We start from the raw sequence: 16,184 nt of genomic DNA on the forward strand, positions 1-16,184 counted from the left end.
ATGCCTAACGGAATTAGTGATCAAGTCCTCCGGAATACGCAGGACTTACGATAAACCCCAATCTCATCGTTAAAAAATGTTTTTAATTCGGTCATTTAGTTTATCTAAACTCCCTCATTAAAAACATTTTTTGCCTCGACCTTGGAGTTTTTCGTAAGTCCTGTAAATTCGACTTTGGATGGGTGTGTTAACCACTATTAAAAACAGCTATCAATTTTTTATAGACATCGATTGAGCTGTTGATAAATTGAACTCAACATTAAAAATCTGCAGGTATATCTCGTTATCTGGTTATCTGCTACTAGTGTGTGGAAAGGAATACTCAAGAGTCTATGGTTGAAAATAACTTTATCCAGAAATTTTGATACTGCTCCTGACTGAAGTTCAAGTACAAGATGATATTTATATTTATCTGACAAATTATCCGAAGGGATTTATTTTATCATCTCTTGTTTCTAAGGTTTTATCCAAAGTTGTCACTTCATCTGATGCAGATTTCATTTTATGAAAAAAACCAAAACTACTTTCCTTTGCTTCGCTAATATCTTTTTTATCATGAATGGTCACTTTTAGAGTATCGCCGAACTCTTCAGTAAACTCTTGTGAATTAACGTATTCAGCGAGTTTAAGTTTGAACATGGCGAGACAGGCTTTGAGCTCATCTTCATTCCATTTTATGGCATGTTGGTTAATAGGGTGAGTTTTATTCTTTGCAATTAAATCAAACATCAAACCAGGCTCTGGTCCTCTAAGAGGAACACCGGCAATATATTCCATGTCTGGGTCGCCCCTGCCCCACATATGTAAATGAAGCATGCTCGGTTCTTCCTCACTTCCAATCAGTGTTACTCCTGTCTCTTTATCAAAAGACTGGGAGTTATTGCCCAGTTGAGAAAATTGTACAATAAGTCCTAATTTTTCATAAACCTGGGTCATGAGACTGGCAACGTCATTCAATCCTCGTTGTTCAGATACAGTGTAAGGACGGTTAAAAGCAGATGAAAGACTTGAATCGCCCTCATTCAGGTATCGAATGATGATACGATAACCTCTGCAATCAGTGGGATTTAGAATCACTGAGTAATGATATTTATTTCGGACAGTGATAACGGCGATTGAGGTGCCTGCCCGAGTATAATCAATTGACCAATGGCCAGGGGAGTATTCATGTTTTAAAAATTCTCTTTTTCCTTTCATTGCAACCTCATTGTGATTTACACTTTTTTTTGCCCAACATGTGCCTGATGTTAACGGGATAGAAAACAAAATTAAAATAAAGGCACTTGTAAAAAAATTAAAACAACTATATCCCAGAATGGGTTTTAATATCAAAGTGCTACCAATTTTGCAGTTTGTCATTAATCAAGCAACTTTTAATTTGATAATAATTTTCAAGATGGTATTGTATTGTAAAATACTTAACTTAATATTAAGAAACTAAATTTTATAAAGGGGAATAGTTGATACTTGTAGAATTTTTTTGATTTTTTTCAAACTCTTAATAATTCCTTAATTTGTATGTGGTACCTTAAGTAAGAGTTGTTAAAAGGGGATTTTCAGATGGATATCCACAGTACTTACAAAATGTTAGCTAAAATGCAAGGGAACAAAGAGCTAAGCAGTCATAAAATTGCTGAAACTGAACAAACTGAAGCAGATACTGTTCCACAGTTAAAACTTCAAGCTGAACCAGAAGCGAAACCCGATATGCAAAATATTTTATCTAATATGTTAGGGATATCATCTAATAAAAAACATTCTCCGATGGATTAAATCCTGGTTACTAACACTTGGGATTTCTATTGGTGAGTAACCCCTTCGTGTTTGCAATGTTCAATTGCGTAAAAATTAATCCTGATTTTTTATGTTTCTATAGAGTATCAACGTGCACAAGCTGTTTTTTAAGTATATACTTTTTTTAAAAGATGATTTTTTGAGGTTTAAAAATGGCAGGTGGATTTTCAGCGACGAGCCACTGGCGTGACTCGGCAAGAAGCGCTCGGTTTTTTGTGGTTGATGCGAGGGCGGCATTCCCTATATTTTTATTTCTAATGCATATAAGAGTATGGACAGGTGTTTTGGTCTTAGTTTCTGCAATTTTTTTTGGGATAATTGAACATTATGGTTTCACTGTCCCGGTTTTTTTACGCTGGCTCAGAAGTTTTTTAGCTGGTTCAATTAGATCTGCTAGACCTTGGTGGAGATAAATGGAACGAGATATCAGCAAGTGTATGGCAAAGATTGCAGCAAGCATGAATGCCAAATTTTACCTGAATGACAGATTTGTAAGTTTTGATGAGGTTTTTTCAGAAACGGGTTTGCTACCAGCCATTGCCAAGAGAGCGGATCAATTGTGCTCCTTGTGTTTGGGTTATGGATTGGGAGCCACTTATGACGAGTCTGAAGGAGCGTTATTAGGTATTAGAGTGGTTTTTGACGAAGTGACGCCGAATGTATTACGTTTGTTATGTATGACGGATGTTATGAATGAGCTTATTCAAGGGGGGCCAAGCCGTGATTATACTCCCCTGGATGAGTTAATGTATGATTAGTTGTTTGTAAAGAAATAGAAAGTTTTATCGGACCAGAATATATTGAAAGATATATTTTGATATATGTAAAGTAAGAGATTTAGCTCAGGAGTGGTAATAATGGGTAATAATACTGATGACAGTGCACGAAATCCATTTGGTTTTTATACGCCACCTCGTGTTAAAGAGACAGGTGAAACTGATGTAACTGATGCTACTCTTGGCAGTGTCTATAGTGAAATTATTTCACCAGTAAAAGATTGTATTCTAACGGTTGCAAAGGCTGTTAGCTTTAATCCAGGAGGGAAGGATAACACCGATGCCGTTGAAGTGTTAACTGAGCTAAATACAAAGGTAGAGAGAGCCGCTTTAAATCAACCGGGTTTAACCACAAAGACAGAAAGAATGTTTGGTGCTACTGAACCTGAAAAATCGTCTGAGCAACCAAGTCATGAGGAACGTGGTTTCAAATTATCTTCTTGAAAGATTAATTTCATTTCAGTGATTTTTACAAAAACTGTTATACTTTCTTATATTTCCCCTAATTCTTGGTTCCCATAAGTATTGAAGTTATGAAAGATCAACTCTCGGATGAACAAAAAGAAACTATTTTAAAGGCCTTAAATGACGCTATTGAAAAAGGCCCATGGGATAAATCCAATTTCTTAAGGGTAATTGGTAAAAAGTTAATTGCAATTCGAGATCGTTTTTTAAAGCGGATAGGTGCTGCCAGCCAGGCTAAGTTAAAAGCAGAGTCTCATTTAGCAAATCGAATTGCCTTACGGAGTGGTCAGCAGGAAATTTATGTTTCATTATATTCCTCAGATGGAAATAATATTCAATCCTGGGAGAAAATAGTGGGAAGTTTGCCCCGACAAATGATTTCACGACCTATTTATGCTGATGAAGAAGACATAAAAGCGGTATTAAAAACAAAAGAAAACAAACAGAATGAAGCTTATGTGTCAATCTATATCAATCAATCAGACATCTTGCATTTATCTGCTGATAAGGCTCCGGTAGATAAATTAGGTAAACCGTTATTAACGCTTAAGGATAAATCTATCAGTTTGGAAAACATCAGCCGCTTTGTCCATGTGAGTGGCGTATATCGATACTCTAATGGTCGTTTAATTAAAAATGGATAGGCCGTTTCGTTTTTCTTGCAATGCTTTCAAGTGTGTTAGAAATTTATTTCTACTCTAACTGTCTTGACGCTTTATTAAATCATCCCTGCATTCTTATTTGTGATATAGTACACGAAAATCTCGCAAAAATATCTCCGAGCAGTATATACTTGATATATAGAATCTATTAATCATTGCATATAGAGATGGCACAACAACAGCAGCAATCCGGTTCAGATAATTCCATGGCGCCAGTATGGATAGTCATACTGTTATTTATTACTGCTTATTTTATTTGGGCGCTGGCTCATCAGTACATTGTCAGTTTTGTATTCACTATCAATATCTGGCAAGCAAGATTAGTTAATTTGTTTTTAAATAATCAACTCTTGGCCAACCAAATCTATCTGATGCAAACGCTTGATCCTAACACGGTCAATTGGGATCAAATGGTGACTGTGATGCGCGCGGTCGGTGATTACATGCGTTACCCGGTTATTTGTATCCTGGTAGTGTTAGCCTTTGTTCTTTATAACTCAAATGTGACTTTAAAATATCGCAAAACCTATGATATGAAAAGCTTACGCGCTCAGGAACAATTTAACTGGCCTGCTATCATGCCGATAATTAAAGAGGATCTGGTCAGTCAAGACGTTAATAAAGGTCCTTGGGCCATGGCTTTAACGCCCATGGAATTTGCGCGAAAATATAATTTATTGAGAAAGGACGACGCCTTACTGGATAATCCTGTGCCTGGCCAAGAGATGACAGCGGGAATTCGCCGTGGCGATGCCAAACGAGTCTTTACCATGCAATTGGGTCCTTATTGGGATGGTTTTGAACGCTGCTCTCCCCAGGCTTACGCATTGTCGGCTGTATTTATGGCACGAATGAATAGGGACAGAGATGCAGCGAATAATATTCTTAAAGTGTTAGATAAAACATTTGTGGATGGGAAACCAGATTTTTCTGTTGCAAGACCAGTAATGAAAAAATACCAAAACACAGAGTTGGTACAGGAAGTAGTAGCCAAGCATGCTTATGTGCTCACAGTGATTGCTTCTTTGCTTGAAGCAGCACGAGAAGATGGTGTGGTTCCCAGTTCAGAGTTTTTATGGCTCAAACCTGTGGATAGACGTTTATGGTATATGTTGAATTGCGTAGGCAGGCAAACTCCATACTCTGAAGTTGCAGGTCCTTTCGCACATTGGAAAGCTGAAAAGGAAATGGGACGGCGTTCTTTGGTGCCAATGATAGATGAGGCGATTAGAGCTTTGGAAATTGCAGTAAAAGAAGTGAAATTATCACCACGTCAAATGGAGGAGTTAGAGCCATGATGCGGGGTATTGATTCTCGTCATGAATTAGATCCAACCCTTTTACTTAGGGATACACGTACCTTTACGCAACGGTTGGCAGATTTTTTTGCAGATCCGACAAATATTTCCATTGTTCTTATCTCTTTGGCTGCCGTTTCATATTATTTCTCTGAAGCAGCAACATTTTTGCTGATTATGGGGAGCATATTTTTTCTTTATAGTTATACCCGAAAGCAAAAGTTGCCTTTTCGATTGCCACAAATTTCGCGCGCGAAGGATTACAATGATCTGAAACCGGGTATTAATAAACCGAATATAGCTCGAGGCATTACCTTTTTTGGTAATGACAGAAAGACTGGTGAGGAACTTTGGTTTGCTAACGATGATATGCGTACACATGCGTTAATTTTCGGTTCAACAGGTAGTGGTAAAACAGAAACTTTGGTTTCGCTGTCATATAATGCCCTGGTACAGGGGAGTGGGTTTATTTATGTCGATGGTAAAGGAGATAACTCCCTGTATGCTAAAGTGTTTTCTATGGTGAGGAGTATGGGACGTGAAGATGATTTGCTCTTAATCAACTTCATGACCGGAGCCCGTGATATTGTTGGCCCACAGGAAAAAAGACTTTCCAATACACTAAATCCATTCTGCCAAGGTTCTTCCAGCATGCTAACCCAGTTGGTAGTCAGTCTGATGGGGTCTTCAGGCCAATCCTCTGATGGTGATATGTGGAAGGGTCGAGCCATAGCTTTCGTAGAAGCATTAATGCGTTTATTGGTGTATATGCGTGATGAAGGCGCAATTCTCCTTGATGCGAATACTATTCGAAATTACTTTGATCTGCAAAGATTGGAATCTATTGTAATTGATAAAGTTTTTCCCAGAGATGATCAAGAAAGCGTCAATATTGAAACCATTCCAAAACTGGTAACAGATCCTTTAAGAAACTATTTAAATACCTTGCCGGGGTATAATAAGGAGAAAAAGGGGAAACAGGTATCACAAGTTTTGGAGCAACATGGTTTTATTACCATGCAGCTTGTACGAAGTTTCTCTTCTCTGGCAGATACTTATGGTCACATTATTCGTACCAATTTAGCAGAAGTCGATTTTAAAGATGTGGTACTCAATAGACGCATATTAGTGGTTTTATTACCGGCTCTGGAAAAATCACCGGATGAATTATCTAACCTTGGCAAGATTATTGTTTCGTCACTAAAAGCTATGATGGCGGCTGGTTTAGGTGAAGAAGTAGAAGGTGATTATCGTGATGTTATTCTAAGAAAACCCACGAATGCGCCGACTCCTTATATGTGTATTCTTGATGAGTATGGATATTACGCAGTGCAAGGTTTTGCGGTAGTACCTGCGCAAGCCCGTTCGCTAGGGTTTTCTGCTATTTTTGCTGGGCAAGATTTGCCTGCATTCCAAAAAGCATCTAAAGAAGAGGCAGCTTCCATCGGAGCAAATACAAACATTAAAATATGTATGAAACTGGAAGATCCCACCGAAACTTGGGATTTTTTCACTAAAACTGCGGGTGAAGCTTATGTTACAAAAGTGGATTCGTTTCAAACCAAAGAAACCAGTATAGCCAATAGTTATATGGATACTAAAAGCTCTTCTTTTGAAAAGAGAGCTCGGGTAGATCTCCTGGATTTAAAAGAACAAACCGAAGGTGAGGCGCATATATTTTTCAAATCTAAAATTGTTCGTGCCCGCATGTTTTATGCCAATCCTAAACCGGTTAAGCAATTAAAAATTAACCAGTTTTTAAAAGTAGAACCACCGCCAGATGATTATTTAGTGAAGCTACAGAAACAATTGGCATCTTTCCAGAGCATTCTTGAAAGTGGTGACTTGAGTATCAATAAGACAGTTGAGAATGAAGAAATCACTCTCATTAGCAAGGCATTAAAAGAATCGACTATCGTAGAGCCTATTGAACGAGGTGTTGCTGCTTTAATTGCATTCCATGGTCAAAATGAACCAGAGCCTGTGGAAGATATTGTAGAGGAAGAAGTTGAAGGGGCATTAACTATTTTCAGCAAACTACGAATTGACCCTGACGCTCCTCCAATATTAGTTGCTGACAAAGAAGCTTTTTCTGAGCCATTATTACCTATTAATGAAACAAGAAATCAAATGATAACGATTGAGCGTTTGGCAGGGGCTAAAGACAAATACGCAGGGACAGTAGCTAATGAATTAATCAAAGATTTTCAAATAGCAACCAGTTATCCTCCTGAAGAACGGGATGTGCTTGATGCCCAAGAACTTACTGGTATTATAAGAGATTTATCAGCTAAAATTTCCGCAGAACGTGAGAAAGCCAATAAAAAGGCTGCAGAGGAATTAACATAACGATCAACCGAAAATTGTTTTGGAAATGGTGTAAATCTTGGGTATGAACAAAGTTCTTTTTTAAGGTACTCTACGTTTAATAACCTGAGGAGTGATATTATTTCTTTAGAATTTTATTTATCAATTTGATCATTTGCCTGATTTCTCTCACGGAGCGCTTTTTGTATTCTGCATTTACAGGGTAATTATCAATATATCCACAGCCTAATTTGGCATATGTTGATTTGTCTTAATTAGTCAAGCCCATCTTAAATAAATAAATTATTTAAAAAAATGGTAATTTTATTAAATTCATTGTAACGTAATGATTTGTATGTTTTTATTATCAAATGGAATGTTTGAGATAGTTAGACATAGATAACACAATTAGTCTATTTTCAAAGATGGGGATAACAGGTGAGATCACTTCGTACTAACTACATCTATGTATTGTTTAAAACAACCGGATTATTTTTCTTATTATTTCTGAGTGCTTGTCATCGTTCTGGTTATATCTCTGAGAATGAAGTACCCAAATTACCATGCCGTGTTGATGGCGCATGTGATGCAACAATAATAAAAATGATGACCGATTTGAATAAAAAAGGGATTAAAGTTGCATCAGTAGGCCAAAATTATTTAATTAGTATACCTGCAAGTGCTTTGTTTGCTGATCAATCTCCTCGGTTACATTGGGCTTCCTATAGCCTTTTAAATGAGATCGCAACGTTTCTTAAACAATTTCGCAAAATTGCAATAACGGTAACCAGTTACAGTAGTAAATATGTGTCGGTAAAAAGAGAGAGAGCTTTGACGTTGGCGAGATCAAGAGTTGTGAGTGAATATCTATGGTCTCAGGGGGTTGATAGCAGAATCATCTTTACACAAGGGTTAGGTAGTGATAAACCTATAACTAGTTATACTCTTGGTGGTGATAGGTCACCCAATGCCAGGGTGGAGATCACATTTAGGCGGGCTGTGGCATAATTGAGGTAAAAATGAGTCGAGAAACATGGGCTTTAATAAAACGAAATAAGAATTTTAATGTCCATATTTACAGACGCGGCTTAACACTGCTAATTCTTTCTCTTGGATTGAATTGTGGGTTATCTGGATTGATTTATTATGTTCATATGCATGAACCTGAGCGAGATTTTTATGCAACCAGCGGCATAACTCCTCCTATCCAGCTTAAGCCCATGTCGACTCCTAATATGTCATCTGAGGCATTGCTCCCGCCGGATCCACCAGATGACGATTCACAAAGGATTATACCGCAATAATTTTAGAGGATATTATGGCTGAAGATGCCTTAACTGTAGTTGCCTTAAGAAATAAGTTTTATAAAGATAGCCAGCGCAAAGTCATATTGGCGTTATTGATTGCTATTCTGGTAAATGTGGTCTTGGCGTCACTTGTCGTCTATATGATTACTCATCCCCCCGCTCCAAAGTACTTTGCAACAAGTATTAATGGGCGTATTACCCCTTTATTCCCTTTGGATGAACCAAACCAATCAGACTCAGCTGTACTGCAGTGGGCCAATCAGGCAGCAATTGCAGCATTTACCTATAATTTCGTAAATTATCGCGATGAGTTACAGGCTTCTTCTGGCTTTTTTACGGCGGAAGGTTGGGATCAGTTTTTAGGTGCATTAGAGCAATCCAATAACCTTGATGCGGTTAAAGCGAAAAAATTGGTTGTTTCAGCGGTAGCAACTCGAGCCCCGATCATTTTGCAAAAAGGAGTGCTCAATGGCAGGTATTCCTGGAGAGTGCAGATGCCAATATTAGTGACCTATCAAAGCGCCAGTGAATTTACACAACAAAATAACGTAGTAACGATGCTGATAACCAGAGTTTCAACGTTGAATTCACCTAGAGGAATAGGTATTTCACAATTTGTTGTTGGACCTGCCAGCGGTGGGGTATCCTAGTGATGAAGAAATATTATCAATTATGTAAATATTGTTTGGTGATTAGTTTGACGTTCAGTATGTCATGCAGTGGCTATGCGGCTGATCAGTCAGATGATGCTCAGCAAGCGCTGCAGCAACTGCGTATGCTACAGCAGAAATTATCACAAAATCCTGCTCCTGATGTACAGTTAGGAGCTGGTGATGGAGGTGACAATGCCGCTTCTGATGCAACACAACAGTCTAATCAAGCTGGACAAACCAATACTCCTGCCGCAAATCAAACTCAAAATGCCGGTGGTGAGGGTCAGATAATTAGTCAAGATGATGCCGAAGTTATTGATAAAAAGGCCTTTAAGGATATGACACGTAATTTATATCCGTTAAATCCTGAGCAAGTAGTCCGATTAAAACAAATCTACGAAACTTCTGAGTATGCAAAAGCTGCAACGCCAGGCACCCCACCTAAACCTACAGCGACATCACAATTTGTTAATTTGTCTCCAGGCTCAACACCACCAGTAATAAGATTATCACAAGGTTTTGTGTCTTCTTTAGTGTTCCTGGATTCAACAGGAGCTCCCTGGCCTATCGCTGCATATGATTTGGGAGATCCTTCTTCATTTAATATTCAATGGGATAAAACCAGTAATACATTAATGATTCAAGCTACGAAGCTATATAACTATGGTAATTTGGCAGTACGGTTAAGAGGATTAAATACTCCTGTCATGCTTACTCTTATACCCGGACAGAAAGCGGTGGATTATCGAGTGGATTTGCGAGTTCAAGGTTATGGCCCCAACGCTAAAAGTATGCCAACTGAAGAAGGTATTCCTCCATCAGCTAATGATTTACTTCTTCATGTGTTAGAAGGTGTTCCTCCGCCCGGTAGTAGGCGTCTGGTGGTTAGTGGCGGAGATGCTCGAGCTTGGTTATCTAATGAAAAAATGTATGTTAGAACGAATCTCACTATATTGTCGCCGGGCTGGTTAGCCAGTATGACTAGCGCAGATGGAACGCATGCTTACGAAATGCAAAAGTCTCCGGTTTTATTAGTGTCTTGGCATGGAAAAGTCATGCAACTCAAGGTAGAAGGGTTATAAGCAAATGGCGAGCAAAAAAGAAAATCTAAAATCACTGTTTTCCAATACTCGGACTCGAGTGATTATCATTTTTACAGCAGCTTTATTAATTATCGCGGTAGTAATAGGGTTTTTAAAAATAAGAAGTGCTACTACCGGTTCTATTGCCGCAGCTGAAGTTTCTACTGTGCCAGGAGGAATTCAATCTATTCCAGGAGTTTTGGATCCAACTGCTCAATATGCCAAATTACAAGAAGAACAAAATGTAACCCAAGCAGAAATTGCTGAAAAAACAGGCGGGAGTGCAATTCCAACGATCATCCGTACTCAAGCATTGGGAGAAGGAGTTGGTGTTATTGGCTCCCAAAGTGGAGTAGGTTTTGCTGCTTTGGCACAAGAAGAGTTAGGTGGCCCTCAGCGAAGTTTATGGATACAACAGTTACAGGATGGTGGTTGTAGCAAATCTGTAATTACAAAAGTTGTGAATCAGGGGGCTCAATTAACTGATTTGAAAGCTGCTTGTAGTTGTGTGCAGTTAAAAGATAGTGGCTACGGTTTGCAAGAATTAGAGCAGGTCTGTGAATGTAAAGAGTTAAAAGCCGCTGGTTATAATGCGAGGCAGTTGAAGGAGGCCGGTTATAGTGCAGGTCGACTAAGAAATTGTGGGTTTGATGCTTGTGAATTACGCAATGCAGGCTTTACAGCCCAAGAAATGAAAGATGGAGGTTTTTCAGATGGGGAATTAAAAGGAGCAGGGTTCTCTGATGCTGAAATTGCAAAAGCAAGTGGCTTACCAGATGGTATAACTGCGGATGATGTGCGCAAAGCAGGATGTGGAGCTGCTGCATTGGCCAAATTACGTCAGGCAGGGGTTAGCGCGTCTGCGATTAGAAAAATAAGTGGCTGTACCGCTGAGCAGTTGAAAGCAGCAGGTTATACTGCTAAAGAATTAAAAGATGCGGGTTTCAGTGCCGCGGACTTAAAACGAGCGGGCTTTTCTGCTGCAGAATTAAAAGATGCTGGATTTACTGCAAGAGATTTGTTAAATGCGGGATTTACACCGGCCGATCTTGCTAAAGCAGGCTTTTCTGCTGCTCAAATTAAGGCTGCTCAGGCAGAGCTTCCACCTGGAATTACTCCGCAAGATGTTAAGAATGCCGGTTGTGATGTGGAGACTTTGAAAAAGGAAAGGGAAGCAGGGGTTAGTGCTGCCTTAATCAGACAATACGCAGGATGTAGCGCACAAGCCCTGAAAGCTGCCGGATTTACTGATGCGGATTTGGCGAATGCAGGATTTACTCCAGCTCAAATCAGCGCAGCCACTCCTGTGAGTGATGCGGACATAAAGGCTGCTGGCTGCGATCCTGAGAAACTGAAAAAATTATTATCTGCGGGTGTATCTGCCAAACGTATTAAAGAACTCAATGGGTGCAGTGCGCAAGCATTAAAAGATGCAGGGTATGATGCACAATCTTTGCTTGATGCAGGATTTACACCTCAAGAACTGCTTGCAGCAGGATTTACACCAAAGCAGTTGGAAGATGCAGGGTTAAATCCTGCATCCATTATTGCAGATGGGCGTGTTGCAGATTGCAGTGTGGAGTCATTAAAAAAAGCGAGGGCAGCTGGTGTCAGTGCTTTGACAATAAAGCAAACATTAGGATGTTCTGCGGCCGCATTGAAAGCAGCAGGCTATACTGCAAAAGAGCTGAAAGATGCCGGGTTTACTGCAGCTGAGTTAAAAGCGGCCGGTTTTAGCGCGAAAGACTTAAAGGATGCCGGTTTTACAGCAAAGGAATTACGTGATGCAGGATTCTCCGCTCAGGAATTAAAAGATGCTGGTTTTAGCGCAAAAGACCTAAAAGACGCTGGTTTTTCTGCTGCGGAATTAAAAGCAGCAGGATTCACAGCTGCACAGCTTAAGGCTGCTGGGTTTTCTGCAAAAGATCTAAAAGATGCTGGTTTTTCTGCCGCAGAATTAAAAGCAGCAGGATTTGACGCAAAAGAATTGAAAGATGCTGGTTTTACCGCAGCTGAATTAAAAGCGGCCGGTTTTAGTGCGAAAGAATTGAAAGATGCCGGTTTTAGCGCCTCAGAATTGAAAATGCGGGCTTTAGTGCCTCGGAGTTAAAGAATGCTGGTTATTCCGCAGATGAACTGAAAAAAGCCGGATTTACCTCAGCTGAACTGAGAAATGCTGGATTTTCTCCACAAGAGTCGGCTGTTGCAGGATTACAAGGTCCTGATTTGCAACAACTCGACTCAAGCATTACAGGAATTCCCTCAATTCCTGGCGCAACTCCAAGGGCCACAACCAGCGATGCGGCTTCTAGCGCTGAGCAACTTCAAGCCATTTTGCAAAAGCAAAATGAGCAATTGGCTGAACAAAAATATCAGCAAGAAATTCAACAAAGAACTTCTGACATGCTCACGGCAGCGACTCAGTTGGTTCAAGACTGGAAGCAAGTTGAAACCCAGGTGTATACAGAAGGTACAGAAGAAACAAAGACATCTGGTGGTGAAAGCACGGTTCCAGGAACCGGCACAGGTGCAAATAATCAGCCAGTAGAGCAAGGCGCAAGTGGTGCTCAGAATCAGGCTATTATCAAAACAGGTGATATTATGTTTGCCGTTCTGGATACCTCGGTAAATAGTGATGAACCTGGCCCAATATTGGCAACTATTGTTACTGGCAAGCTAAAAGGCTCAAAATTAATAGGAAGCTTCAACTTACCGTCTAATGCGGACAAGATGGTGATTACCTTTAATACCATGTCAGTTCCAGGAGCAGAAAAGACTATATCGATCTCGGCTTATGCAATTGATCCAAATACAGCAAGAACAGCCTTATCCAGTAGAACCAATCATCACTATTTAATGCGATATGGTTCTTTATTTGCTTCATCCTTCTTACAAGGATTTGGAAATGCCTTCCAGTCAGCAAACACAACAATCACCATTGGTGGTACTGGTGGTGGCAATAATATTACTGTAGCCAATGGCGTTGGTCGCTCAACGTTGGAAAATGCGGTTATAGGATTGGCTACCGTTGGAAAGGCATGGAGTCAACAGGCGCAACAATTGTTTAATACACCAACAACTGTGGAAGTTTATTCTGGTACAGGTTTGGGTATTTTATTTACCCAGGATGTTACAACAATTTAATTTGATGGCGGATAATGATGGCAGAGCACGATCAAAATAATGATGAATATAAATTTGCAGAACTTGATTCATACGATATGGATCAGGCGGGTGAATCGGATCTCGATTCACAAGCTTCGTATCAATCGGGAAAAGAAGGATTAACAAGGAAAAAAGATATTAAACGAAACGCTCTCATTGCTATTGGGGTGGTTATTTTTATAATGGTTATGTATAAAATTATTGGTTGGATGTTTTTCTCAGATAAATCCAAACAAGTAACCTCACAACCGGCAATTCCCCCAGTGACTCAGGTAGCAACGCCCCAACCTGTCCAAACAATACCAACAACTCCCATACAACAAGTTCAACCTACGACTGTTGTTGAGGATGACTCGGATCTAAAGAAAAAAGTTTCAGCAATAGAAATGTCACAACAGAGTCTTCGTTCTGAGGTCAATGCACTTAGTGAACAAATCAATGCAGTCAACAATAATATTAAAAATTTAAACGCTCAAATTGTAAATCTGAATCAAATTATTGGTAATATGTCAAACCAAATAGCAAGACAATCAGAAGTTATTAATGTCTTAATGGTACGCACAACGCCTAAGAAAGTTGTAAAAATATCTCGACCAGCAGTTGCAGCAAGAGTTATTTATTATATACAAGCAGTAATTCCAGGTCGGGCTTGGCTAATTGGCTCAAATGGTTCTACACTTACAGTTAGAGAGGGATCAAAAATTCCTGGATATGGAATAGTTAAATTAATTGATTCTTTGCAAGGTCGTATTTTAACAAGTTCTGGACAAGTGATTAAGTTTAGTCAAGAAGATAGTTGAGGCGTATATGGCTGATCCGACTTGTACTGGCGGCACAGTATCATGCTGGATAGTGAGTCAAGCTAACATATTAGCTAATGTTGCTAATCAGTTGGAGCCTGTTCAAAGGCTGATTACTGGAGGCGCTTATTTGATTGGGTGTGCTTTTATATTTAAGGCAATTTATAGCTTAAAGGTTTATGGAGAAGCCAGAACGATGATGTCGAGCAATACGAGCATCAAAGAACCGGTGATATATTTATTGGTAGGCGCATTGCTTATCTATTTCCCATCACTGGTTTCATCCGTACTGCAAACAACATTTGGTTATAGTAGTCCCCTGTCCTATTCAGGAGGTGTGAGTAGTGGAAGTGATACTATAACTGCATTATTTGGTAGTGGCAGTCTTGTAGGCAGACCTTTGGTGATGATTATCCGGGTTATTGGTTTAATTGCATTTGTAAGAGGGTGGGTATTAATTGCGCGTTCCGCGTCGCAGGGGCAACCTCCAGGAGGTACAGGTAAAGGTTTGATTCATGTATTTGGCGGGATATTGGCAATAAATATTGTTGGTACGATTGATATGATTAACAATACTTTATATGGTACTTAAATAATTCAAAAATAGGAGAGAATTGTGAACATTAAGGTTATCCATAAATCAGGTTATAAACACTGGCTTGTAAGTGCAGTTTGTTTGGCTTTATTGACCCTAATATGTCAGGATGCTGCGGCAGGTGTATCGCTAGGTAAAATGGCATCACAAATTACGGGTTCATTTACCAGTCTTACTAAATTGATTACAGCGGGTTCTTATTTGGCTGGCTTGGGTTTTTCTATTGGTGCGATTATGAAATTTAAGCAGCATAAGGATAATCCTACTCAAATTCCAATTGGAACACCAATTGCCTTGATATTTATTGCTGCTGCATTATTGTTCCTTCCTTCTATTTTGGGAGTAGCAGGCGTAACCATGTTCGGTGGTAGTGGTGGTAAAACAGCTGGACCTACTGGAACAATATATAAGACTAATTAATCAGAGAGATTATTTATATTATTTGGGTAAAGATAATACCGCTTTACCCAATTTAATTTATAGACTTTTTATTGTGTTAAATAGTAAGTTTAAATGATTGTCTCTATTAATATGGTCAAGTATTCTTAAGCTGACTGCAGCAGCAGTTAAAGATACAACACATAATTTTTTGAAAATTGACTAAATGTGAACCAAAAATATGGCGGATAATCAGCAACGATGTGAGCTAAAACTAATTGCCTCACCAGGTTCCTGGCGTTTATATTCAGCCAGAAAAATTGATGAGCGATTTAAATCCTATGAGCAAAAAATCTTTCAGCGAGATAGGTATACTTGCCAATTCTGCGGGTTCCAAGCGCGTTTATACCAAGACATCGTGAATCTGGATGGCGACTATACAAACAATAGGTTGTCAAATTTAGTTACAGCTTGCTGTTTCTGTGCGCAATGCTTTTTTGTTGAATCAGTAGGAGTTGGTGGTTATGGTGGAGGTACTTTGATCTACCTGCCAGAATTAACTCAGGCTGAACTGAATAGCTTATGCCACGTTCTTTTTTGTGCTATTACCAATGATACTGGATATAAATCCAGTGCACAGAATATATATAGAAGTTTTAAGTTTCGTTCGCAAATTGTCGAAGAAAAATTTGGTGAGGGTACAAGTGACCCCGCAATATTTGGACAATTAATGATTGATTCTGGTGTGAATAGTGAAGAAATAAGAGAGAAACTTTTTAAAAATATAAGGCTATTACCTTCCAGAGCAAAATTCAGGAAACAGATAGAGAAATGGGCTGCCAGTGCTTTAGAAGAAATTGCAGATTAAACAGTAAAAGTACTATTAATAATTGAGGACAAAGG

The 16,184-nt window shown here is 39.2% G+C and carries 16 protein-coding genes and 1 pseudogene; 16 read left to right on the plus strand and 1 reads right to left on the minus strand.

Annotation, left to right across the window (positions count from 1 at the left end):
• Nucleotides 1-420: 420 nt before the first annotated feature.
• A complete protein-coding gene (locus tag CC34_RS0104395) occupies nucleotides 421-1,197 on the minus strand; it encodes a hypothetical protein (RefSeq protein WP_028379195.1) in 777 nt (258 codons plus the stop codon).
• Nucleotides 1,198-1,560: 363 nt separating this feature from the next.
• Between CC34_RS0104395 and CC34_RS0104400 the strand changes: the two genes are divergently transcribed.
• The 16 genes and pseudogenes from CC34_RS0104400 to icmJ all read left to right on the plus strand — a co-directional run bounded on the left by CC34_RS0104400 (nucleotide 1,561) and on the right by icmJ (nucleotide 16,149).
• Nucleotides 1,561-1,773 (plus strand): hypothetical protein, encoded by a 213-nt coding sequence (locus CC34_RS0104400; protein ID WP_027223515.1) that lies wholly within the window; start codon nucleotides 1,561-1,563, stop codon nucleotides 1,771-1,773.
• A 173-nt stretch (nucleotides 1,774-1,946) separates the two neighbouring features.
• A complete protein-coding gene (gene icmT / locus CC34_RS0104405; protein ID WP_027264794.1) occupies nucleotides 1,947-2,207 on the plus strand; it encodes a type IVB secretion system protein IcmT in 261 nt (86 codons plus the stop codon).
• Nucleotides 2,208-2,552: a type IVB secretion system protein IcmS gene (icmS, locus tag CC34_RS0104410; RefSeq protein WP_010946191.1), complete on the plus strand. Its 345-nt coding sequence runs from the start codon at nucleotides 2,208-2,210 to the stop codon at nucleotides 2,550-2,552.
• 99 nt (nucleotides 2,553-2,651) lie between these two features.
• The gene (gene icmR, locus CC34_RS0104415; protein WP_027228899.1) at nucleotides 2,652-3,014 is read left to right on the plus strand and encodes a type IVB secretion system protein IcmR; all 363 of its coding nucleotides are present in this window, start codon (nucleotides 2,652-2,654) and stop codon (nucleotides 3,012-3,014) included.
• A gap of 89 nt (nucleotides 3,015-3,103) precedes the next feature.
• Nucleotides 3,104-3,679, plus strand: coding sequence for a Dot/Icm secretion system protein IcmQ (gene icmQ, locus CC34_RS0104420; RefSeq protein WP_028379196.1), 576 nt, complete (start codon nucleotides 3,104-3,106; stop codon nucleotides 3,677-3,679).
• A 185-nt stretch (nucleotides 3,680-3,864) separates the two neighbouring features.
• Nucleotides 3,865-4,995 carry a type IVB secretion system coupling complex protein DotM/IcmP gene (icmP, locus tag CC34_RS0104425; protein ID WP_027228897.1) on the plus strand — a complete coding sequence of 377 codons (1,131 nt, stop codon included), beginning with the start codon at nucleotides 3,865-3,867 and terminating at the stop codon, nucleotides 4,993-4,995.
• Nucleotides 4,992-7,343 (plus strand): type IVB secretion system protein IcmO/DotL, encoded by a 2,352-nt coding sequence (gene icmO, locus CC34_RS0104430; protein WP_028378012.1) that lies wholly within the window; start codon nucleotides 4,992-4,994, stop codon nucleotides 7,341-7,343. Before icmP ends, icmO begins: the two co-directional genes overlap by 4 nt.
• A gap of 396 nt (nucleotides 7,344-7,739) precedes the next feature.
• Entirely contained in the window at nucleotides 7,740-8,309 is a 570-nt protein-coding gene (icmN, locus tag CC34_RS0104435) for a type IVB secretion system protein IcmN/DotK (protein ID WP_027228895.1), read from the plus strand.
• 11 nt (nucleotides 8,310-8,320) lie between these two features.
• Nucleotides 8,321-8,605 carry a type IVB secretion system protein IcmM/DotJ gene (icmM, locus tag CC34_RS0104440; protein ID WP_027228894.1) on the plus strand — a complete coding sequence of 95 codons (285 nt, stop codon included), beginning with the start codon at nucleotides 8,321-8,323 and terminating at the stop codon, nucleotides 8,603-8,605.
• A gap of 14 nt (nucleotides 8,606-8,619) precedes the next feature.
• On the plus strand, nucleotides 8,620-9,258 hold the full coding sequence (locus tag CC34_RS0104445; RefSeq protein WP_027223522.1) for a type IVB secretion system apparatus protein IcmL/DotI: 639 nt from the start codon (nucleotides 8,620-8,622) through the stop codon (nucleotides 9,256-9,258).
• A gap of 2 nt (nucleotides 9,259-9,260) precedes the next feature.
• Nucleotides 9,261-10,343, plus strand: a complete 1,083-nt coding sequence (gene icmK / locus CC34_RS0104450; RefSeq protein ID WP_028378013.1) for a type IVB secretion system protein IcmK/DotH — start codon at nucleotides 9,261-9,263, stop codon at nucleotides 10,341-10,343.
• A gap of 4 nt (nucleotides 10,344-10,347) precedes the next feature.
• Nucleotides 10,348-13,487: pseudogene (gene dotG / locus CC34_RS01000000116150) on the plus strand (type IVB secretion system protein DotG/IcmE).
• 14 nt (nucleotides 13,488-13,501) lie between these two features.
• Entirely contained in the window at nucleotides 13,502-14,308 is an 807-nt protein-coding gene (icmG, locus tag CC34_RS0104460) for a type IVB secretion system protein IcmG/DotF (protein WP_028378015.1), read from the plus strand.
• A 7-nt stretch (nucleotides 14,309-14,315) separates the two neighbouring features.
• On the plus strand, nucleotides 14,316-14,900 hold the full coding sequence (gene icmC, locus CC34_RS0104465; protein WP_027228890.1) for a type IVB secretion system protein IcmC/DotE: 585 nt from the start codon (nucleotides 14,316-14,318) through the stop codon (nucleotides 14,898-14,900).
• Between the two features lie 24 nt (nucleotides 14,901-14,924).
• Entirely contained in the window at nucleotides 14,925-15,323 is a 399-nt protein-coding gene (icmD, locus tag CC34_RS0104470) for a type IVB secretion system protein IcmD/DotP (RefSeq protein WP_027223527.1), read from the plus strand.
• 199 nt (nucleotides 15,324-15,522) lie between these two features.
• On the plus strand, nucleotides 15,523-16,149 hold the full coding sequence (gene icmJ / locus CC34_RS0104475) for a type IVB secretion system protein IcmJDotN (RefSeq protein ID WP_011214708.1): 627 nt from the start codon (nucleotides 15,523-15,525) through the stop codon (nucleotides 16,147-16,149).
• The last annotated feature ends 35 nt before the right edge of the window (nucleotides 16,150-16,184 follow it).

This window comes from Legionella pneumophila subsp. fraseri, from assembly GCF_000586315.1.
In the GTDB taxonomy this organism is placed as follows: Bacteria; Pseudomonadota; Gammaproteobacteria; order Legionellales; family Legionellaceae; genus Legionella; species Legionella pneumophila_B.

Excerpts from the sequence above, each read along its gene's own strand:
- icmT (WP_027264794.1), top strand. The coding sequence starts at position 1,947 with ATGGCAGGTGGATTTTCAGCGACGAGCCACTGGCGTGACTCGGCAAGA.
- icmP (WP_027228897.1), top strand. The coding sequence starts at position 3,865 with ATGGCACAACAACAGCAGCAATCCGGTTCAGATAATTCCATGGCGCCA.
- CC34_RS0104445 (WP_027223522.1), top strand. The coding sequence starts at position 8,620 with ATGGCTGAAGATGCCTTAACTGTAGTTGCCTTAAGAAATAAGTTTTAT.
- CC34_RS0104395 (WP_028379195.1), bottom strand. The coding sequence starts at position 1,197 with ATGAAAGGAAAAAGAGAATTTTTAAAACATGAATACTCCCCTGGCCAT.
- icmK (WP_028378013.1), top strand. The coding sequence starts at position 9,261 with ATGAAGAAATATTATCAATTATGTAAATATTGTTTGGTGATTAGTTTG.
- icmG (WP_028378015.1), top strand. The coding sequence starts at position 13,502 with ATGATGGCAGAGCACGATCAAAATAATGATGAATATAAATTTGCAGAA.
- icmQ (WP_028379196.1), top strand. The coding sequence starts at position 3,104 with ATGAAAGATCAACTCTCGGATGAACAAAAAGAAACTATTTTAAAGGCC.
- icmC (WP_027228890.1), top strand. The coding sequence starts at position 14,316 with ATGGCTGATCCGACTTGTACTGGCGGCACAGTATCATGCTGGATAGTG.
- icmR (WP_027228899.1), top strand. The coding sequence starts at position 2,652 with ATGGGTAATAATACTGATGACAGTGCACGAAATCCATTTGGTTTTTAT.
- icmJ (WP_011214708.1), top strand. The coding sequence starts at position 15,523 with ATGGCGGATAATCAGCAACGATGTGAGCTAAAACTAATTGCCTCACCA.
- icmS (WP_010946191.1), top strand. The coding sequence starts at position 2,208 with ATGGAACGAGATATCAGCAAGTGTATGGCAAAGATTGCAGCAAGCATG.
- CC34_RS0104400 (WP_027223515.1), top strand. The coding sequence starts at position 1,561 with ATGGATATCCACAGTACTTACAAAATGTTAGCTAAAATGCAAGGGAAC.
- icmM (WP_027228894.1), top strand. The coding sequence starts at position 8,321 with ATGAGTCGAGAAACATGGGCTTTAATAAAACGAAATAAGAATTTTAAT.
- icmO (WP_028378012.1), top strand. The coding sequence starts at position 4,992 with ATGATGCGGGGTATTGATTCTCGTCATGAATTAGATCCAACCCTTTTA.